The organism is Acinetobacter sp. NEB149 (assembly GCF_012516415.1).
In the GTDB taxonomy this organism is placed as follows: Bacteria; Pseudomonadota; Gammaproteobacteria; order Pseudomonadales; family Moraxellaceae; genus Acinetobacter; species Acinetobacter lwoffii_V.
The window spans coordinates 2,853,441-2,875,124 of the sequence record NZ_CP051208.1; the positions used below are offsets into that span (position 1 = coordinate 2,853,441).

General features: G+C 44.8%; 16 protein-coding genes, 2 tRNA genes and 1 pseudogene. 9 read left to right on the forward strand and 10 right to left on the reverse strand.

The genetic code is table 11. The features are described 5' to 3' along the window. Positions 1-32 precede the first annotated feature (32 nt). On the forward strand, positions 33-2,558 hold the full coding sequence (ponA, locus tag HGD77_RS13805; RefSeq protein WP_017397739.1) for a penicillin-binding protein PBP1a: 2,526 nt from the start codon (positions 33-35) through the stop codon (positions 2,556-2,558). A gap of 52 nt (positions 2,559-2,610) precedes the next feature. Here the strand turns inward: ponA and HGD77_RS13810 are convergent, their stop codons facing one another. The 9 genes and pseudogenes from HGD77_RS13810 to HGD77_RS13850 form a co-directional block, all read right to left on the reverse strand. After that, the gene (locus HGD77_RS13810; RefSeq protein ID WP_005265527.1) at positions 2,611-3,414 is read right to left on the reverse strand and encodes a putative RNA methyltransferase; all 804 of its coding nucleotides are present in this window, start codon (positions 3,412-3,414) and stop codon (positions 2,611-2,613) included. Between the two features lie 54 nt (positions 3,415-3,468). Beyond that, positions 3,469-4,587 (reverse strand): phospho-N-acetylmuramoyl-pentapeptide-transferase, encoded by a 1,119-nt coding sequence (mraY, locus tag HGD77_RS13815; protein ID WP_005265518.1) that lies wholly within the window; start codon positions 4,585-4,587, stop codon positions 3,469-3,471. Further along, the gene (locus HGD77_RS13820) at positions 4,588-5,991 is read right to left on the reverse strand and encodes a UDP-N-acetylmuramoyl-tripeptide--D-alanyl-D-alanine ligase (RefSeq protein WP_005265516.1); all 1,404 of its coding nucleotides are present in this window, start codon (positions 5,989-5,991) and stop codon (positions 4,588-4,590) included. Positions 5,992-6,000: 9 nt separating this feature from the next. Beyond that, positions 6,001-7,497: a UDP-N-acetylmuramoyl-L-alanyl-D-glutamate--2,6-diaminopimelate ligase gene (locus HGD77_RS13825; protein WP_005265515.1), complete on the reverse strand. Its 1,497-nt coding sequence runs from the start codon at positions 7,495-7,497 to the stop codon at positions 6,001-6,003. Positions 7,498-7,508: 11 nt separating this feature from the next. Beyond that, positions 7,509-9,331: pseudogene (gene ftsI, locus HGD77_RS13830) on the reverse strand (penicillin-binding protein PBP3). Positions 9,332-9,346: 15 nt separating this feature from the next. Next, positions 9,347-9,613 carry a cell division protein FtsL gene (gene ftsL, locus HGD77_RS13835; RefSeq protein ID WP_370940785.1) on the reverse strand — a complete coding sequence of 89 codons (267 nt, stop codon included), beginning with the start codon at positions 9,611-9,613 and terminating at the stop codon, positions 9,347-9,349. A gap of 76 nt (positions 9,614-9,689) precedes the next feature. Continuing rightward, on the reverse strand, positions 9,690-10,601 hold the full coding sequence (gene rsmH, locus HGD77_RS13840; RefSeq protein ID WP_004281129.1) for a 16S rRNA (cytosine(1402)-N(4))-methyltransferase RsmH: 912 nt from the start codon (positions 10,599-10,601) through the stop codon (positions 9,690-9,692). A 184-nt stretch (positions 10,602-10,785) separates the two neighbouring features. Beyond that, complete coding sequence (locus tag HGD77_RS13845; RefSeq protein WP_026056537.1) at positions 10,786-11,805, reverse strand: sulfate ABC transporter substrate-binding protein; 1,020 nt, start codon at positions 11,803-11,805, stop codon at positions 10,786-10,788. 244 nt (positions 11,806-12,049) lie between these two features. Further along, on the reverse strand, positions 12,050-13,027 hold the full coding sequence (locus HGD77_RS13850; protein WP_228761477.1) for a sulfate ABC transporter substrate-binding protein: 978 nt from the start codon (positions 13,025-13,027) through the stop codon (positions 12,050-12,052). Positions 13,028-13,456: 429 nt separating this feature from the next. Between HGD77_RS13850 and HGD77_RS13855 the strand changes: the two genes are divergently transcribed. From HGD77_RS13855 to HGD77_RS13875, 5 genes are all read left to right on the forward strand, one after another. Further along, a complete protein-coding gene (locus HGD77_RS13855; RefSeq protein WP_004281126.1) occupies positions 13,457-13,759 on the forward strand; it encodes a hypothetical protein in 303 nt (100 codons plus the stop codon). Between the two features lie 127 nt (positions 13,760-13,886). Continuing rightward, positions 13,887-15,395 (forward strand): glutamate--tRNA ligase, encoded by a 1,509-nt coding sequence (gene gltX, locus HGD77_RS13860; protein ID WP_004732466.1) that lies wholly within the window; start codon positions 13,887-13,889, stop codon positions 15,393-15,395. Between the two features lie 57 nt (positions 15,396-15,452). After that, positions 15,453-15,528, forward strand: a tRNA-Ala gene (locus HGD77_RS13865). Between the two features lie 38 nt (positions 15,529-15,566). Beyond that, positions 15,567-15,642 (forward strand) — tRNA-Glu (locus HGD77_RS13870). A 157-nt stretch (positions 15,643-15,799) separates the two neighbouring features. Then, the gene (locus tag HGD77_RS13875; protein ID WP_004281123.1) at positions 15,800-16,141 is read left to right on the forward strand and encodes a membrane protein; all 342 of its coding nucleotides are present in this window, start codon (positions 15,800-15,802) and stop codon (positions 16,139-16,141) included. Between the two features lie 77 nt (positions 16,142-16,218). Here the strand turns inward: HGD77_RS13875 and ettA are convergent, their stop codons facing one another. Then, the gene (gene ettA, locus HGD77_RS13880; RefSeq protein WP_026056536.1) at positions 16,219-17,880 is read right to left on the reverse strand and encodes an energy-dependent translational throttle protein EttA; all 1,662 of its coding nucleotides are present in this window, start codon (positions 17,878-17,880) and stop codon (positions 16,219-16,221) included. Between the two features lie 308 nt (positions 17,881-18,188). Between ettA and HGD77_RS13885 the strand changes: the two genes are divergently transcribed. The 3 genes from HGD77_RS13885 (at position 18,189) to hisIE (ending at position 21,669) form a co-directional block, all read left to right on the forward strand. Then, a complete protein-coding gene (locus tag HGD77_RS13885) occupies positions 18,189-19,466 on the forward strand; it encodes an O-acetylhomoserine aminocarboxypropyltransferase/cysteine synthase family protein (RefSeq protein ID WP_004732469.1) in 1,278 nt (425 codons plus the stop codon). A 295-nt stretch (positions 19,467-19,761) separates the two neighbouring features. Beyond that, positions 19,762-20,649, forward strand: coding sequence for an SDR family NAD(P)-dependent oxidoreductase (locus HGD77_RS13890; protein ID WP_004644933.1), 888 nt, complete (start codon positions 19,762-19,764; stop codon positions 20,647-20,649). A gap of 237 nt (positions 20,650-20,886) precedes the next feature. Next, the gene (gene hisIE / locus HGD77_RS13895) at positions 20,887-21,669 is read left to right on the forward strand and encodes a bifunctional phosphoribosyl-AMP cyclohydrolase/phosphoribosyl-ATP diphosphatase HisIE (RefSeq protein ID WP_004732472.1); all 783 of its coding nucleotides are present in this window, start codon (positions 20,887-20,889) and stop codon (positions 21,667-21,669) included. Positions 21,670-21,684: the final 15 nt, after the last annotated feature.

The window sequence follows — 21,684 nt, forward strand, 5'->3', positions numbered from 1 at the left end:
TCGCCATTAGCTCTTATTAAAACTTACTTGTTATGAAAAAGCTATCTTGTTCAGGCCTTGTTCATCCATTTTTTTTGATCATTATCATTATACTGATCTCAATTCCGATGGGTTTCTATGGCATGTATCTCTATATTGCCCCATCTTTGCCTGAAATGTCTACGCTTAAAAAGGCCCCTCTATTAAAGCCTTTACAAGTTTTTAGTTCAGATAATGAATTAATTGCCGAATATGGAGGCAAGCTTTCTGTTCCCGTGAAATATGAACAAATTCCAACCGAATTTATTCATGCTTTCCTCGCCGCTGAAGATTCCAGCTTTTTTGAGCATAGCGGAATCAGCTTTAAAAGCTTGGGCCGCGCACTCAGTGAAACGGTGACTGGCTCGGATGTACAGACCGGCGGTTCGACCATTACCATGCAAGTGGCAAAAAACTATTACCTTAGCCCTGAACGGACGCTAAAGCGTAAACTGACAGAAATTTTTCTGGCTCGTAAAATTGAGCAAAACTTAAGTAAAGAAGAAATTCTGACCCTGTATGTCAATAAAATTTTCTTGGGGAAAAATGCTTACGGCATCGCAGCAGCAGCTAAAATTTACTACAACAAGAGCTTAGAAGAGCTTTCAATTGCACAAATGGCCATGATCTCTGGCCTGCCTAAAGCACCTTCTCGATACAATCCGGTCGCCAATCCCAAGCGTGCCTTGGAACGTCGCAACTGGATTTTGGGACGTATGCTGCAATTGGGCTATTTAAACCAGAGCCAATATCAACAAGCCATTGCTGAACCGGTAAATTTAGATATGCCTGACCGGAGTACCCGAAACAAATTCCCGTATGTCGGTGAAATGGTACGTTCTGAACTGGTACAAAATTTTGGTGAACAAGCGGTAGATTCTGGTTATAAAGTCTATACCACCATCCATAGTGAACGTCAGGCCTATGCGGAGCAAGCGGTACAAGAAGGCTTAGAGGCTTATGACCGTCGACATGGCTGGCGTGGTGCTGAAGCACATGATCAACCCCTCAACAAGTTCCGTGCCTATGCCAATACTTATCCTGCGCAAGTAACTCAGGTGGGTAATTCCAGTTTTGAAGCACTCATGCAGGACGGAAGCAGCGTGACTGTTCCCTGGTCAGGTATGTCCTGGGCGCGTCGCTTTCGTAACGTTAACAGTGTAGGTGGTGCACCGAGCAAAGCATCCGAGATTGTCAAAGTCAAAGACATTGTTCGCTTAAGACCCAATGAAAATAAAACCTCTTGGTCATTGGTGCAGATTCCCAATGTGCAAGGACAATTGATTGCCATCAACCCAAATAATGGTGCGATTGAGGCTATTGTCGGTGGGTATAATTTTTATCAGTCTAAATTTAACCGTGCAACCCAAGGCTGGCGTCAACCTGGTTCTACAATTAAACCTTTTGTTTACGCACTGGCCTTAGAGCGTGGCATGACGCCGCATACCATGGTCAATGATGCACCCATTACCATTGGCAAATGGACGCCACGTAATTCGGATGGCCGTTATCTGGGCATGATCCCGCTACGTCGTGCACTTTATCTGTCACGTAATACAGTCTCAGTGCGCTTATTACAGGCCGTCGGGATTGAACGTACACGTCAGTTATTTATGGATTTTGGTTTACAGGACAGTCAGATTCCACGTAACTATACCATTGCCTTAGGCACCCCACAGGTCCTCCCGATTCAGATGGCGACTGGCTATGCCACCTTTGCAAATGGTGGTTACCGAATCCAGCCGCACTTTATTACCCGCATTGAAGATGCCTATGGCAATACCATCTTTGAAGCCAAGCCTGAATATGCCTGCATTTCATGTATCAATGCAAAAGAAGAAACAACGCAAACCACTGACCCTATTACCGCAGATGACGAAGCAATTGCAATCAACAATACAACTTTAGAGCAAAAACAGGCTGCACCTAAAGTCTCTGCCGAAGACAGTAATTATCGTCAGGCACAGCGTATTTTAAAATCCAGCTCTGCCTATGACATGGCCAACATTTTGCGTGATGTGATTCAGCATGGTACTGGCCGTGCTGCATTAAGAATTGGTCGTGGTGATATCGGCGGGAAGACCGGTACCACTAATGATGCCAAAGACGCCTGGTTTGCAGGTTTCAATGGTAAGTTAGTCACCGTGACCTGGGTAGGCTTTGATCAGCCAACCACTTTAGGTCGCCGTGAATATGGTGGTGTGGCAGCTCTACCGATCTGGACCGATTTTATGGGCAAGGCATTAAAAGGCCAGCCAGAAGCCTGGGTACGTTTAGACCGCAATGCTAAGGCACCGGTAAATCGCAACAAGGTGGTTCAGGCTGATGAAGCACAGAATGATCCGTCTTCTCCGCCTCTGGCGACAGCACTTTACCGTCCTGCACCTGTGGTCGTCCCGAAACGCACAGAAACTGACTTTGAAGATTTGCCAGATCAACCGATTCGTTTACCAGATGATGAAGGTTCTGCACCACAAGAACAGCCTCTTCAGCCGAACCGGGTAGATTCTCTGGAAAATTTGATCGAAGAAGTTCAGTGATCTGACTAATATAAAAAAGCCCTCAGTTGAGGGCTTTTTTATATTCAATTTTTTATTTTTTCTGGAACAGATAAATCTGATATTGCGCCAGCAATTCAAACTGATCCTGCTGTTCGAGTGCTAAACGGTGTTCCGGCTTGGCCTTATAAGCATAGGGTGTCATGGCAATCAGGTTTTTTAAATCAGCCTGTGGCAAAACCATTGGCGCACCAATCACCTGCTCACTAACCAGATTAAATTCATCTTGTAACTGCTCAACAAACTTCTGCGGCTCGTGTGGTTTCACTTCTTCAAATAAAGCCTCACGCATAGCATATAAATGTTGTGGGGCCGGTGTCACCACCATCAAATAAGATTTTGGTTTTAGGACTCGCAGGATTTCCTGTTTGGGAATTGGACTAAATAAGCTGGTACACAGATCAATCGACTCATCTAATACTGGTAAAGTCGCTCCAGTTCCTACGACCCAAGTCACCTCTTTATTCAGCTTGGCTGCGACCTGAACCGCATTCTTGGCAATATCGACCCCAACGCATTGCAGCACTTCGGCCTGCATGGCATTGGTGTAATAGCCTTCGCCACAACCAATATCTAAAAGATTCTCAATCCGCAACTCGCGAATCTTTTCCACGACAGCCTGTTGCAAAGGCGCATAATAACCTGCGCTGAGAAATGCACGACGTGCCTGCACAGACTCAGGCGTATCTCCCGGGTTTTTGCTGTGCTTATGCTGAACCACATGCAGGTTCACATAGCCTTGTTTAGCGACATCGTAACTATGATGATTCTCACATCGCCATGTTCTTTCATTTAAGCTCAACTGCTGGCGACAGACTGGGCACATGAGTAAATTCATCATTTTCTCCAAAATAAAAAAGCCGGCATGCGCCGACTTTTTCCAATGCATTTCTTAGCGCAATTTTAAGGTCATTAGACCCAAAACTACCAGCATAATCGTAATAATCCAGAAACGGATCACCACCTGGGTTTCACGCCAGCCTTTCTTTTCATAATGATGATGTAGCGGTGCCATCAGGAATACACGTTTATTGCGCATTCTTAATGAACCAATCTGCAAGAACACTGAAACCGCTTCCACCACAAAGACACCGGCCATAATCGCAAATACGATTTCCTGACGAACCATGACGGCAATCGTACCGAGCATTGCACCGAGAGATAAAGCACCGACATCCCCCATAAATACTTGGGCTGGATGGGCGTTATACCAAAGGAAAGCCAGACCCGCTCCGATCATGGCAGCACAGACCACCACCAGTTCAGACGAATATTTTACATAAGGAATATGCAGATAATTGGCAAAGCGCACGTCACCGGCCAAATAGGCAAATACGCCCAAACCTGTAGCAACCAGCACGATTGGCATAATCGCCAGACCATCCAGACCATCGGTCAGGTTCACGGCATTGGATGCACCGTTAATCACGAAATAGGTAAAGATAATAAAACCAATACCCAACGGAATCATCGACAATGGAATGCTTAGGTCTTTAAAGAATGGAATCAATAGATCCAGCATATTCGCGGTATGCACTGGATTGGTCTGTTGCTGCGCAATCACATACAAGGCAATACCAGCACCTAATGAACCCACTGAAGTCCAGAAGAATTTTTTCTTCGCAGGCAAACCCGCATTGTCTTTATAACGGATTTTAATCCAGTCATCGGCCCAGCCAACGGCACCGAAAATCACCATCACACCCAGCACAATCCAGACATAAGGATTGGAAAGATCCGCCCAAAGTAGAGTCGAAATCCCGATTGAAAGCAGGATCAGTACCCCGCCCATGGTCGGCGTTCCCATTTTCTTGGCATGGTTTTCAGGGGCATACGAGCTGACTGCCTGACCATATTTCAGCGCCTGAAGCTTGCGAATCATTATAGGACCGAGCACCAGACCAATGGTCAGTGCCGTCAAGACACTGAGCAAAGCACGTAAAGTTAAATAACGAACCACCTGAAACGTGCTGTCAAAGCCCGCCAAATGTTCAAAGAGCCATAACAGCATTTAGAGTTTCTCCATCAATGCAGCCATCAATGTTTCCATATGGGTAAAACGCGACCCTTTAAACAGGAATGACATCGGCTGAGGTTGATGTGTTTCAATCAAACGAATTAAAAACGGTAATGCCTGCTCCTGATTCAGGAAAGCCTGCATTTTTTTACCATATTGTGTACTACGGGCACCTTCTTGTGCGGCCGGAGCAAATTCACCCACAGCCACCACAAAATTAATGCCTTTCACCGAGACCAGATCCCGACCGAGCTTGTAATGCTCAATTGCAGCAGATGAACCAAGTTCACCAATATCGCCAGTGACCATCACCCGGATGCCTTGCTGCTGCGCCAGAACTTCAGCCGCTGCACGCATCGAACCCGGATTGGCATTGTAGGTATCATCAATAAATAAATAGTCTTTGTGCGGAATAAAGTTCAGACGACCTTTCGCACCCACGGCCTGTTCCAGACCGGCTACGATATCATCAAGATTAATACCGATCGCCAGGGCGAAAGCTGCTGCTGCGGTCGCATTTTCGACATTATGCTCACCGGCAAACGGCAACTGAACTGTTTTCGAGCCTTGCGCTGTATTCAGGGTAAAGCTTGAAGATTGAGCATCAAGGACTACATTGCTGGCATAGACTTCACCACCAGCACCAAAACTCAAGTTTTTTTCAGTTTTTACTGCGGCACGAATGGTTTCAGCAAAATCATCTGCAGCAGGAATAATCGAAGTCTCAGAGATATGCGCATAAATTTCGGATTTTGCACGGCAAATTCCGTCACGACCACCAAATTCACCTAAATGCGCAGTCCCAATATTAATGATTCCGGCTACATGCGGCTGCACCATTTTTGAAGTGTAATCAATTTCACCCTGATGACTTGCACCGAGTTCCATTACTGCATATTGATGTTCAGGACGCAGCTCAAGCAACATCACTGGCACACCAAGGTCATTATTCAAATTACCACGTGTCACCAAGGTCGGTGCCAGACGCGACAAGATGCTCCCCAACATTTCCTTAGTCGTGGTCTTGCCACTACTGCCGGTCAAGGCAATCACTTTGAGCTGAGGATTCTGCTGACGGCGATAAGCACCCAACAATCCCAATGCCAGACGGGTATCTTCTACCACTAGCTGGCAAATATCAGCATCCACCGGACGGCTGACAATGGCAATGTCACAACCTTGAGCCGCCACTTGCGCAATAAAGTCATGTGCATCAAAACGCTCGCCTTTCAGCGCAAGAAAAGCATCACCTGCTTCTGCATCACGTGAATCAGTCAAAATCCGCTTGATCTGGCCTGCAGGCTTTTTATCATTCAGCCAGTAGCCTTGGGTGGCCTGCTGTAATTGTTCTATGCTCCACGGCTCCAGCGCCGCAGTACTTGTTGTTGAGGTATGCATATCTGAATCCTAATGCGCTGAATAGGCTGAATCTGTACTGCAATGCTGGGCATCAATCGCCGCCTGCACTTCGATCACGTCATCAAACCAGTGACGTACGCCATCAATTTCCTGATAATTTTCGTGCCCTTTCCCTGCGATCACGACAATGTCACCCGCCTGCGCGTGTTTAACCGCAAACTTGATCGCTTCACGACGGTCATGAATTTCATGATAGGTTTTGCCGGAAAAATCAATGCCATTTTTCATATCCGCAAAAATTTGTGCCGGATCTTCGGTCCGCGGATTATCCGAAGTGAGTACTGCGATATCCGAACCGTCTAAAGCAGCCTGAGTCATCAGTGGACGTTTACCACGGTCACGATCACCGCCACAGCCGAAAACAGCCCAGAGATTTTGTGAAACATGACGTTTCAAGGTCACCAGAACCTGAGTCAAGGCATCCGGGGTATGCGCATAATCCACCACAAACAGGCGCTCGCCATCACGCAGCACCTGCATCCGGCCCGGTGCACCTTTGAGCTGTGGTACAGACGCAATCAAGTTGTTCAGGTCAAATCCAGCCTGCTCCGCCATGATCAGACTGGCGATCAGATTTTCAATATTGAAATGTCCCAGCAATGGACTGTTAACACTATATTCAGCAGAAGCAGTTTTTAGTTTAAAGGTCGCACCTGAAATGCTGTACTGAATATCCTGAACCTGATAATCCGCTTTTTGCTGGGTGGAATAAGTCAAAATTTTAGGCTGTGCCGGATTGTTTTTCGCAGCATCCAGCATGATCTGTGCATGTTCATCATCAATATTGATGACAGCCACTTTTAAAAATTTAAATCGGAATAAACCAGACTTTGCTTCTGCATAAGCTTGTAGCGTTCCATGATAATCCAGATGGTCACGACTCAAATTGCTGTAGCCCGCAATCTCGATATCACAACCATTCAAGCGGCCTTGTTCCAGACCATGCGAACTGGCTTCAATCGAGGCAAACTCCGCACCGGCCTGCGCATAGCCATGCAAGGCATTTTGCAGTTGCAAGGCATCCAGGGTGGTATGCGAAGATGCTTCTAGGTTCGGTAAAATTCCATTACCTGTTGTGCCCATCACCGCACAGGCTTTACCTTGCAGCATGATGAATTCAGCCACCAAGCGAGAAATCGTGGTTTTACCATTGGTGCCGGTGACTGCAAGAATACGCGCAGCCGCAACGGGTTGGATTGCTTGCAAATACTGCTTTTGCCATTGCCCCATGAGATGACGTACATCTGCCACCATCAGATTTGGAGATACATCCAGTTCAGTTTCTGAAATCACGGCCAATGCGCCCTGCTCTAAGGCTTTCTGGGCAAATTGAGCAGTTTTTTCCGGTTGTGACAGACTGGTCAAGGCAATAAAAATCTGTCCGGGTTTAACTTTACGACTATCCAGCTCGAAGCCCTGAAAGGATTGCTTCATCCAGTCAGCGACATCGTGAGGGGTGTAGAGATCTTGAAATGTAATAGACATTGATCACCTATTTACTGGACTTTGGGAGGTTCTAAAGGTTTGTCCAGAGGGACATTCAGCAGACGCAAGGATTCCTGCATCACGCGGGCAAAGACTGGTGCAGATACGGTACCGCCATAGTAGGTGCCTTGTGGATTTTCTACCACCACCACCATGGCAATCCGTGGATCACTGACTGGTGCTACGCCGGCAAACAATGCACGGTATTCACTGGTTGAATAACCTTTACGGTCGGCACGCAATTTATGTGCAGTACCAGTTTTACCCGCCACGCGATAACCGGGAATGGTGGCACGAGTCGCCGTACCCCCGGCAAGGTTGCAGTTTCCATCATCAGCAGGACCTGATCGGCAATATTGGCATCGATCATCTGCTCACCTTGGGGCTGCTCTTCCAGCTTGTACAGGCTCAGCGGCATTTTTACGCCTTTATTGGCCAGCATGGCATAGGCATCAGCCAGCTGAAGTACCGTCGCGTTCAGACCATAACCATAGGACATGGTTGCCACTTCTGACACATTCCATTTACTTGGTGGAAGAATCAAACCGGCACTTTCACCCGGGAATTTCACTGCTGAACGCTGACCAAAACCGAGACGTTTATAGAAGGTTGGTAAGGTTTCATAAGGCAGCGACAAGGCCAGTTTCGCCACACCAACGTTAGAGGATTTCTGCAGAATACCCCCGAGTGTCAACTGACCATAGTTATGCGTATCACGGATGGTATGATTACCGACCCGCATACTGCCCGGTGTGGTATTCACGACTGAATTCGCCGTATATTTGCCACTTTCCAGCGCCATTGCCACGGTCAGCGGCTTCATGGTCGAACCCGGCTCGAAAGAATCGACTGCACCGCGATTACGCATGGCATCCTTGTTGAGCAGGCTGTTTTTATCATTCGGGTTATACGATGGCCATGAAGATAGCGCCAGAATTTCACCGGTTTTGACATCTACCGCAATCGCAGTCGCTGAACGGGCATTATTGGCAACACCAGCAGCCGTCAGCTCACGGTACATAATATATTGCAGACGCGAGTCGATACTCAGGGTAATATTTTCGCCCGGCTCAACTTCTTTAATCACTTCAGGTTCTTTGACCCGGTTGCCTTTTTTATCGCGAATGATCTGCTGCTCGCCATCCTTTCCGGAAAGACGGCTATTCAGCTGCATTTCCAGACCTTCAATGCCGCTGCCTTCGCTATTGGTCAGGCCAATAATCTGAGAGTTTGGCTGCGGCTGCGGATAATAACGTTTATAGTTTTTCTCGGTATATACGCCCTGAAAATTACGTTTCATGATCAGTTCGGCCTGTTGTGGCGGAACTTCTTTTTTCAGGATCAGATAACGTGAACGCGGACGTTCTTCCATTTTTTTGCGCAGTTCTGCCCGATCCATACCGACTGCATCCGCCAGCTCATCCAGATTCAGGTTTTTATCAGGTAGCTGACGTTTGAGCTTGCGGCTATTCGGTTCTTTTTCCAGCGCCAGCATGGTCTCATCATAGAGTTTTTTATTGTCAAAATAATCACGTGGATCAATCACAATTTTCATGATTGGGGTACTAATCGCCAATGGAATGCCATTACGATCATAAATTACGCCACGCATCGCCTTGATGGTATTGGTTCTTAAAATATTGGCATTGGCTTTATTTTGCAAAAAATCTTTATTAATAATCTGTACATAGAAAGCACGGCAAATCAGTGTCACAAAACACAGCAGCACCACCGCCCACATGATGTAAAAACGATTGATATAAACATTTGAGGCATTTTTGTCGGTGACCGATTGTTTTTTACGTACCGGTTGCTTCTTTCTCTTGTCTACCATGTCGGAACGCTAGCCTTATTTTTTCTCATCTGAAGTTTGTGGTAAGGAAATCACGACACTTTGTGAAACCGGAGGTGAATACATACGCAGCTGTGTCACTGCACGCGTACCGATCTGTGCCGTCGCGCCAAAAGTTTGCTGTTCAATCAGCAAACGCCCCCACTCTGCATTCAGGTCATCCCTTTCACGCAGATAGGTACTCAGCTTTCTGTTGTCCTGACGGTATTCAAATACCTGAAATACCACAAATACTGCACTGATGAAGACCATCAGTATCAGCATGAGATAGATTGTAACTTTTTTCAGCCACAATTTTTCTGTTTTTTTATCAACCACTTCCGTTTTCATGATCTGCCTATTAAGCTAAACGTTCTGCTACCCGGAGCCATGCGCTACGCGAACGAGGATTGGCTTTAACCTCCTCATCACTGGCTTTAACACGAGAAACTTTCTTTAAACGTCGCGTATCTTTCTGTTGTTGTGGCATTCCCCAGCCTGAATCCTCTTCAAGCGTTGACTCTTTTTGAATAAATTGTTTAATCAAACGGTCTTCCAGTGAATGGAAGCTAATCACCGCCAAACGTGCTTCAGGTTTCAAGATTTCAACGGCCTGAGGCAAGAAGATTTCAATATCTTCTAATTCCTTATTAATAGCAATACGAATCGCCTGGAAAGTACGGGTCGCAGCATGCTTATTTTTTTCCCATTTCGGGTGCGCTACTTTTACGATCTCAGCCAGCTTTGCCGTGGTATCAATATATCCAGCAGCTTTAATCGCTTTGGCGATACGGCGACTATAACGCTCTTCACCATATTTAAAAATGATATTCGCCAGCGCTTCTTCTTCAATCTGGGTCAGCCATTCTGCTGCGGTTGGACCTTGCGAGTTATCCATGCGCATATCCAGCGGGCCATCTTTCATAAAACTGAAACCACGTTCAGCCTGATCCAGCTGCGGTGAAGAAACACCAAGATCCGCCATCACCCCATCGACGTGTTCAATGCCCAGTTCAGCCAAGGCATCTTTCAGATCAGCAAAGCTAGCATGAATAATTTTAAAACGTGAATCTTCTTGTTCGAGTTCAGCCGCTACAGCCAGTGCTTGCGGATCTTTATCAAAGGCATAGACGCGTGCATTTTCATCTAATTTGGACAGTAATAAACGCGTATGCCCACCACGGCCAAAGGTACCATCCACATAAGTTCCCGTATTGCGACCCGCCAACAAGGCATCAATCGTTTCGTGAAGTAATACAGAAATATGTGACATAAAAACTCAATCAATAGGGGGAAAAATTTAACTGCACATTATCACCCTGTTTAGGCAAAGCTCCAAACGACTTTTTGTAGATAAATATTACTTTCCATAGAGAAAACCGTTTTAGCATTTTTCTCATACAAAAAAGCCTCCGGTTTTGGAGGCTTTTTTCAATCCAGATGACTTGGCAGATCAATTAACGTTTGCTGTTATAGATCTGGTCAAAAATTGCACCATTCACAAAATGGGTTTTCTGTGCATTGGCCCAACCACCAAAGACTTCATCAATGGTAAAAGTTTTAATTTTCGGGAACTGTGCCGAATATTTAGCTAATACTTTTTCATTACGTGGACGATAGAAATGTTTAGCAGCCATTTCCTGACCTAATGGTGAATACAGGTAATTGATATAACCTGTTGCTAACCATTTATTGCCATTTTTCTCTACAGTACGATCCACAATCGCCACTGACGGTTCAGTCAAAATCGTAATTGATGGATAAACGATATCAAACTTGTTTTTACCCAAGGTTTTTTGCGTTACTAAAGCTTCATTTTCCCAAGTCAGCAATACATCGCCAATCCCACGCTCGGCAAAGGTGGTCATTGAAGCACGTGCAGCAGAATCCATCACTTTCACGTTCTTATAAAGCTTGCCGACAAATTCCTGTGCTTTGGCTTTATTACCGCCTGGCTGTTTCTCGGCATAACCCCATGCAGACAGATACACCCAACGCGGCAAACCACCCGTTTTCGGGTTCGGCGTAATAATTTGCACGCCTGGTTTGGTTAAGTCATTCCAGTCCTTGATGCCTTTCGGATTACCTTTACGTACCATGAATACGATCGTTGAGGTATAAGGTGCCGAGTTGTGTGGGAATTCCTTTTGCCAGCCCGGCTGAATCTGACCAGATTTCACAATTTCTTCGATGTCATTGGCCAGCGCTAAAGTCACCACATCACCTTTCAGACCATCGACCACAGAACGTGCCTGTTTGCCCGAACCGCCATGTGACTGCTTGAAATTCACATCCAGACCGGTGCGGTTTTTCCAGTAAGTGCCAAATGATTTGTTAAATTCATCATAGAATTCACGCGTGGCATCATAGGATACATTCAGAAACTGACGGTCTGCTGCTTGTGAAGCAGTAGCGGTCATGCCTAAACCAGTCGCCAATAAGGCAGCACTAAATAACGATTTTAATTGAATTTTCATGGCAGCACGGAGTTTATCTTCATTAGATATAACTATATGAAATAAAATCATTTATCGCAATTCACCCTACAACATCACAACACGATAAAATGAAAGGTTTTTCTGTATTAATATTTTGTTTTTAAAAGAAAAATACTATTTATTATTCTACTTATATCTAATATATAGAATTTTATGCATTAGATATAAAGAAAATGGATAACACTTTAGCCATTTTCTTTATTCTATTTAGACTACCGCTCACTTATCTTTTTTCATTGTAAATCTGGTCATAAATCGCCCCATTCACAAAATGTGTTTTTTGCGCTTTGGCCCAACCACCAAAGACTTTATCAATGGTAAAGGTCTGGATTTTCGGAAACTGGTCTGAATATTTGGCAGCCACTTTGGCGTCCCGCGGACGGAAGAAATATTTCGCAGCAAGCTCCTGCCCTTTCGGTGAATACAAATAGTTCAAATAACCTTTGGCCAGATGGGTATTGCCATTTTTATTCACGTTTTTATCGACAATCGCTACTGATGGCTCGGCCAGAATGGAAATCGATGGATAGACGATATCGTATTTGTCTTTACCCAGCCCTTGCGTCGCCAGCAAGGCTTCATTTTCCCAGGATAAAAGCACATCGCCAATGCCGCGCTCGGCAAACGTCGTCAGTGAACCACGAGCACCGGAGTCGAGCACTTTGACATTTTGATAAAGTTTTTTCACCAGCTCTTTGGCTTTCGCATCATTCCCGCCAGGCTGTTTCAGCGCATAACCCCAAGCAGACAGGTAGATCCAACGCGGTGCGCCACCGGTTTTTGGGTTTGGGGTAATAATGTCCACACCCGCTTTGGTCAGATCATTCCAGTCTTTGATTTGCTTTGGATTCCCTTTACGCACCAAGAATACAATCGTAGAGGTATAAGGTGCCGAATTACTCGGAAACTCTTTTTGCCAGTCTTTCTCGATTAAACCTGCATTGACGATTTCTTCGATATCATTGGCCAAGGCCAAGGTTACGACATCGGCCTGCAAACCATCGACCACCGAACGTGCCTGCTTGCCTGAACCGCCATGCGACTGTTTAAAATTAACCGTTTGTCCGGTTTTCTGCTTCCAGAACTTGCCAAATTCTTCGTTATATTCCTGATAAAATTCACGGGTCGGGTCATAAGAGACATTCAGGAAATCTTTGGCAATGGAATTCTGTACTGCTGTTCCCACTAAAATTGTCAAGATTGCGGATGCTATTATTTTTTCATTTGATGTAACTCATTGTTTATATGACTTGTTTATATGACCTGCACTATACAAATCAAAAATAAACATAACAATCATATATTTATAACAATATCTACAATCTATTTATGATTTTGAGATATCTTCTAACAATTAAATTCGGATACATATTCTGCTAGAAAAGTAATCTTCTGCTACAATATAAGACAGTTCTTCACGTTCTCTTCACAGTTGTCTGTTAAAAATAGGCCACCAAAACAGGAAATTACGATTTTTGGTAATTTTCCACAGAGTTATATTATTTCTTTTGTAAAAAATGTGACTTGGTTCTACTTCTTTATGATCAACTGTGATTAAATTGTAGACAGAGTATTAAAAAAACATTTTTAACAAAATAAAACCAACCAGAAGTAAGGAGGAAGTTTGGATATGAAATTTACATTATTCACAGCCAGCATCCTAAGCCTGATTATGTTGTTCTCGATTCAACTCGGTCATGCCGTTGTTGTGAAGACAGATTTGCCGAAGCCTACAGTAAGCACTGTTGAAAGTAAGACTTCGCCGATTGAAAAAGCGATTCAGCAACAAAAAACTGAAAAAACACTTCAAACAGAAGATAATCTAAAAGTCTTGACTGCATTTAAAGTCGCACCTTCGCAAAATTTCTTTGCAGAACAGAATTACCGCTTCACCCGCTTTGTCCAAAGTATTTTTTCGAGCGCTCATTCTTAATCAGCCTCAACAGCGCTGAATATTCCCGGATTTAAAAGCCACATCATTCAATGTTGAATAAAGCATTAAGTGATGTGGCTTTTTCGCTATAATAGCTGCAATTTTATATCTAAGATTAGATCCGGCTATGACTGTTCGTACTCGTATTGCACCTTCTCCTACTGGTTTTCCGCATGTAGGTACTGCCTATATCGCCTTGTTTAACTTATGTTTTGCTAAACAGCATGGTGGTGAATTCATTCTTCGTATTGAAGATACTGACCAACTGCGCTCAACGCCTGAATCTGAAAAAATGATCCTGGATTCATTGCGCTGGTTGGGTCTGAACTGGTCTGAAGGTCCTGATGTCGGTGGCCCGCATGCGCCGTATCGCCAATCAGAACGTATGGATATCTATAAAAATTATGCCTTGGAACTGGTAGAGAAAGGTCATGCTTTCTACTGTTTCGCAACTGCTGAAGAACTGGATCAAATGCGTGCAGAACAGCAGGCACGTGGTGAGTCGCCACGTTATGACGGTCGCGGTCTGAATCTCACTCAAGAAGAAGTTGAGCGCCGTTTGGCCGCTGGCGAACCACACGTCATCCGTATGAAAGTACCAACTGAAGGCGTATGTAAATTCAATGACATGCTACGTGGTGAAGTCGAAATTCCATGGGCGCAAGTAGACATGCAAATCCTGCTGAAAACCGATGGCCTACCAACCTACCACTTGGCTAACGTAGTAGATGACCATTTGATGCAAATCACCCACGTAATTCGTGGTGAAGAATGGATTCCATCTGCGCCGAAACATCAGTTGCTGTATCAATATTTTGGTTGGGAAATGCCGATACTATGCCACATGCCACTGCTGCGTAACCCGGATAAATCTAAGCTGTCTAAACGTAAAAACCCGACCTCAATTAACTATTACAGAGACATCGGTGTACTGCCTGAAGCCTTGTTGAACTACTTGGGTCGTATGGGCTGGTCAATGCCAGATGAAAGTGAAAAATTCACTTTGGCTGAAATGATTGAGCATTTTGATATCAAACGTGTATCCCTCGGTGGTCCGATCTTTGATGTTGAGAAATTGAACTGGTTAAATGGTCAATGGATCAAGGCACTCAGCCCGGCTGAACTTCTAGACACCTTATTGGCCTGGAAAGCAGATCGTGCCAAATTAGAAGAAATTGCAGCTGCGATTCAACCGCGTATTAACCTGCTGTCTGAAGCTGTGAACTGGTCTGCACATTATTTCAACCATTTCCCGACCCTGTCTAAAGAACAGTTTGAAAGCAAGAAACTGTCGGATGAACAGGTACGTCAAAGTCTTCAATTCGCAATTTGGCGTTTAGAAAGCCTGTTTACTTGGAATAACGACACGGTGAGCCAGACCTTGATGGACTTGGCGACACAGATGGAAATCAAGTTACGTGATTTCATGCCTGCGTTCTTTATTGCGATCGCCGGTTCGACTGCGTCTACACCCGTGATGCAAACGATGGTTACCATTGGTCCTGATTTAACCTTTGCACGTTTACGTCATGCGCTGGAAATTGTCGGTGGTCCAAGCAAAAAAGAGCTGAAAGTCTGGGAAAAACTCAATGAAAGCTTAAAGTTGCCGAAAAATGAAGCAGTTGATCAAGCTTAATTAATTTTTGTGTTGACGTGTGAGCGCGATATCCCTAATATAGCGCTCACACAGACTGGGGTCATAGCTCAGTTGGTAGAGCGCTACAATGGCATTGTAGAGGTCAGGAGTTCGATCCTCCTTGACTCCACCAAATCAAGTCTTGCTTTAGCTGTGTTATTTGCCTCAATTGTCCCTATCGTCTAGAGGCCTAGGACATCGCCCTTTCACGGCGGTAACCGGGGTTCGAATCCCCGTAGGGACGCCATATTCAAGATGACCATAATATATTATGGTCATCTTATAAAAAACCCAAGCATCGCGACTTGGGTTTTTTATTGCCTGTATATTTTATGTTGGGCAATATTTCGGTTTCTTCGCATCTTCCGATAAAATAATCAGTAATTTAGAATTTTGGAGTTGTAATGCAATATCGTTGCCCTAAGTGTCAAAGCCCGAAAATCATGCCAGTGGCCCAGCCAGGTCAAGCAGCTCCACGTCCAGTGGTTCCTAAAAGCTTAATGTTTCTGGTTCCTGCCCTGTTCCTGTTGCTATTGCTGGTGATTATTAGCATCGCGATGTGGATTTTTGGCGATGGTGCAGGTACCACTTTACAGACTGCGACTGTGATCGTCTTTATTCTTTCTTTGATCGCAGGCTTTATGTTCTATAAGGACTTACCTGATTTTAAAATTTCAATGCAGGCATTCATGCAAACCCAAAAGAAATGGAAATGCCGTGAATGTAATCATGAGTGGGAAATCTAATTTACCCTCCACAATATAATAAACATAAAAAAACCAGCCCTGAGGCTGGTTTTTTTATTTACAAAAGTCGGAGATGATTAAACACCGATTTTGCGATATTTTTGACGCTTCGCTACAAGATCATCACCATCACGCTTACGGCGATATTCTTCAAACTCAGCATAGTTACCGGTGAAGAATTCAGGTGTTTCACCTTCGAATGACAAGATGTGCGTTGCAATACGGTCCAGGAACCAACGGTCATGCGAGATCACCATCACAGTACCTGGGAATACCAGAATGGCATCTTCAAGTGCACGCAAGGTTTCGATATCCAAGTCGTTTGATGGTTCATCGAGTAGGATAACGTTTGCGCCCATTTGCAGGATTTTCGCAAGTTGTAAACGGTTACGCTCACCACCTGACAATTGACCTACGCGTTTTTGCTGATCTTGGCCTTTGAAGTTAAAGCGACCGATATACGCACGTGATGCAATTTCGTATTCGCCAATCTTCAAGATATCTAAACCACCAGACACTTCTTCCCAGACAGTTTTGTTGTTGTCTAGCGTGTCACGGATCTGACCGACATAAGCCACTTTAACCGATTCACCCAGCGTTACCGTACCGGTATCTGGTTGCTGTTCGCCAGTCATCATACGGAATAGCGTGGTTTTACCCGCACCATTCTCACCCACGATACCCACAATGGCAGCAGGTGGTACTGTGAACGTTAAATCTTTGTACAGTAAACGATCACCAAACGACTTGCTGATACCTTCAACTTCTACAACCTTGTTGCCCAAACGTGGACCAGGTGGAATGTAGATTTCAGAGGTTTCGTTACGCTGCTGGAATTCGCGTGAGTTAAGCTCTTCAAAACGCTCCATACGCGCTTTGTTTTTCTTTTGCTGACCTTTGGCATTTGAACGAACCCATTCAAGTTCTTTTTTCAATGCTTTAGCAAAAGATTCTTCCTGCTTGTTCTCTTGCTCTAAACGGGCATTTTTCTGCTCAAGCCAAGAAGAATAGTTACCTTGATACGGAATACCCATACCACGGTCAAGCTCAAGAATCCATTCAGCTACGTTATCCAGGAAGTAACGGTCATGCGTAATCGCGACGATGGTACCCGGGAAATCTTTCAAGAAACGTTCCAACCAAGATACAGAAGAAGCATCTAAATGGTTCGTCGGTTCGTCTAGAAGCAACATGTCTGGTTTAGACAGAAGTAAGCGGCAAAGTGCCACACGACGACGTTCACCACCTGAAAGCTTAGATACGTCTGCATCCCAGGCAGGCAAGTTCAATGCTGCAGCCGCTTGATCCATCTGGTTGGCAAGGTTATGCGCATCCCAGGTCTGGATAATTGCTTCAAGCTTCTCTTGCTCTTTCGCAAGTGCATCGAAATCTGCATCTTCTGCTGCATATTCAGCAAAGACTTCATCCAGACGCGCTAAAGCATCAAGCGGTTCACGCAAACCATCTTCGACGTTACCACGAACGTCTTTGGTTTCATCTAAAGGTGGTTCTTGCTCCAGATAACCGATTTTTGTACCCGGTTGCGCACGTGCCTCACCAGAGAAATCTTTATCTACGCCCGCCATAATACGAAGCAAGGTAGATTTACCTGCACCGTTTAAACCAAGCACACCAATTTTAGCGCCTGGGAAAAATGATAAGGAGATGTCTTTCAGGATTTCGCGCTTAGGCGGAACCATCTTCGACACTCGGTTCATCGTGTAAATATATTGGGCCACGTAGGACTCCTCAACTGAAAAACCAAATGGGGTTAAAACAACCACCCCAGCTCAAAAATGAGCGAAAAAATAATCGGCTATTATACGCAGAAAGCTGCGAAAACATAAGCCATTGCCATGAACTTCAATGCATTGTTACAAGTTTATTGATGATGTTTTTTTAAACAGTTGTTTTCAGTAAAATAAACGACTCAAATCCAGGTCGATATATGAATATTTCATATATTTATTTCAATAAAATTGCACTTTTACTCATATGTGAAAATGCTACACTCAAGCCATAAACTTAAACAAGAAGATCAAACAGAATGAGTTATAAAGCAGAAACCCTTGCGATTCATGCAGGTTATACCCCAGAAGCAACCACCAAAGCTGTTGCAGTGCCGATTTACCAAACCACGTCTTATGCCTTTGACAATACTCAACATGGGGCCGATCTCTTTGATTTAAAGGTTCAGGGCAATATCTATACCCGAATTATGAACCCGACCACTGCGGTTCTGGAACAACGTGTCGCAGCACTGGAAGGTGGAATTGGCGCGCTGGCTTTGGCCTCTGGCATGGCTGCGATTACTTATGCGATTCAGACCATTGCGGAAGCGGGTGACAACATTGCTTCTGTGTCAACGCTATATGGCGGTACCTATAACCTCTTTGCCCATACCCTACCAAAACAGGGCATTGAAGTCCGTTTCTTTGATTATGAAAAGCCGGAAAGTCTGCGTGACTTGATTGATGAAAAAACCAAACTGGTCTTTGTCGAATCGATTGGTAATCCACTGGGTAATATTATTGATCTGGAAGCCATTGCTAAAATTGCACATGAATATGGCGTACCGGTGATTGTCGACAATACCGTTGCCACCCCAGTACTACAAAAATCTTTCGACTTTGGTGCGGATATTGTGGTGCATTCCCTGACCAAATATATCGGTGGTCATGGCAATTCAATTGGCGGCATTATTGTGGATAGCGGCAAATTCCCGTGGGGTAAATACCCTGAACGTTTCCCTGCCCTGAATACGCCTGATCCAAGCTACCATGGCGTGAACTATGTCGAAGTTTTGGGGGAAGCAGCATATATCGCACGTGCGCGTGTAGTGCCACTGCGTAATACCGGCGCTGCGATCAGTCCGCAGAATGTGTTTTTGATTCTGCAAGGTCTGGAAACTTTAAGCTTGCGTATGGAACGTCATACCGAAAATGCACTGAAAGTCGCTGAATATCTGCAAAAACATCCTAAAGTGAAATGGGTCAATTACGCCGGCCTGAAAGATCACCCACAGCATGCCTTGGCACAGAAATATGTAAAAGGTAAACCTTCTGCCATTCTGACCTTTGGGGTAGAACATGGTCTCGAAGGCGGCACACGTTTTATTGATGCCCTGCAATTGTTCACCCGTCTGGTCAATATCGGCGACGCTAAAAGTCTGGCCTGCCATCCGGCGACTACTACGCATCGTCAGCTCAATGCCGAAGAGTTAAAATCGGCAGGCGTCAGTGAGGATATGGTGCGTTTATCCATTGGGATTGAACATAGTGATGACCTGATTGCCGATCTGGAACAGGCGCTGGCGGCCGTTTAAAAAGGTGCCCGAGCCGCTTCGAAACCTCATCATTTTGGTGAGGTTTTTTTATTTATTTTCTAAAACAGCCACTTGCTTTACTTTTTATTTTCATGTTAAAAGTTAAATGAAAGAGTGAACAAAAATAGAGCAATTACTCTAATTTTTATTTTAATTTCAATACTTTAATTTATAGATTTTCCTGAAGAATTGGTTATCATATCTGGACTCACCTTCGCTCTCATCTTCTGTTAGAGCGCCATATACCTTTAATAAAAATAATTTGAACGCTGACTTCAAATTAGGGATAACAAACGTGAAAACTAGACTACACAAACAACTGGAAAAACGTGTTGCAGGTAAAACCGTCCTGATTACCGGTGCATCCAGCGGTATTGGTTTAACGACAGCACATCAACTGGCTGATGCAGGTGCCCATGTTTTACTGGTAGCCCGTACTCAGGAAACCCTAGAACAAGTAAAATCAGAAATTGAAGCCAAAGGCGGCAAAGCCTCAATCTTTCCATGTGATTTAAACAATATGGAAGCGATTGATGAAGTCTCCAAACAGATTATTGCCTCAGTTGATCATATTGATATTCTGATCAATAATGCAGGACGTTCGATCCGCCGTGCCGTGCATGAGTCAGTAGATCGTTTTCATGATTTTGAACGGACCATGCAGCTGAACTATTTCGGCGCCGTGCGTCTGGTGATGAATATCCTGCCGCAAATGATGATTCGTCGTGCGGGTCATATTATTAACATCAGCTCAATTGGTGTACTGGCCAATGCCACCCGCTTTTCGGCCTATGTTGCTTCAAAAGCTGCGCTGGATGCCTTTAGCCGCTGCCTGTCTGCAGAAGTACATTCACATAAAATCGCAATCACATCGATCTATATGCCTTTGGTGCGCACTCCAATGATTGCGCCAACTAAAATTTATAAATATGTCCCAACGCTTTCTCCGGAACAGGCGGCTGACCTGATTGCCTATGCGATTGTGAAACGTCCGAAGAAAGTGGCGACCGGTTTGGGCCGCCTGGCTTCCATTACCTATTCAATTGCACCGGATATCAACAATGTCTTGATGTCAATTGGCTATAACCTGTTCCCAAGTTCAACTGCATCTGTGGGCCAACCACAAAAATTAAACTTGGTGCAAAAAGCATATGCACGTCTGTTCCCGGGCGAACACTGGTAATTTTTTATACGGTTTTCATACGGATAATTTAATAGAAATGCGAGCCGCCGACCGGGCGGCTTTTCTATGTCTCAGTTTTGCAAGATCTGGAATAAAGTGAACTGATTTAAAAAACCACGACACAGCCTGTCCTTTCAAGCACAGATTTTTGCCGCAAATGCTGCGAGATCACGTACACTATCAGCGGATATTTCCTATCCGTATTTTTATATTTTGATTGAAATGATGGAAACCCTTATGAACAACGCGCAATGGCTCGATGAAGTAAAATTTAACGAACAAGGATTAGTCCCTGCCATTGCCCAGCATCATCAAACTGGACGCGTGTTGATGGTGGCCTGGATGAACCGTGAAGCCTTGGCTTTAACTGCCGAAAAAAATCAGGCGGTGTATTTCTCCCGTTCACGTAACAAGTTATGGCATAAGGGCGAAGAATCAGGACATTTTCAGACCGTACATGAAATCCGTCTGGACTGTGATGCCGACGTGATTGTGCTGCAAATTGAACAGCATGGTGGTATTGCCTGCCATACCGGCCGTGAATCATGTTTCTATCGCAAGCTCACGCCAATGGGCTGGGAAATTGTCGATGCACAGCTGAAAGATCCGTCTGCGATTTATGGTGAAAAATCCACGAATCCGCATACGCTGGCGATGCAAGCGTCAACCGCGCAATCTGAGCAGGTCGAAGTCCTGTCTTATCTGGGCCAGATGATGGCAGAACGCAAACAGGCCGATCCGGACTCCTCTTATGTGGCCAAGCTGTATCATAAAGGCCTGAACAAGATTCTGGAAAAAGTCGGTGAAGAAAGCTTTGAAACCGTGCTGGCAGCCAAAGACTTTGATCAGGATGCTTCGGCAGACCATAAAAATGATCTGATCTATGAAGTGGCAGATCTGTGGTTCCATACCATCGTGATGCTGGGTTATTTCGACCTGGATGTGCAATTGGTATTAAATGAACTGGCACGCCGCCAAGGCTTGTCCGGTCTGGTCGAAAAAGCCAACCGTCAGCATTAAGCCTTGAATTCATCT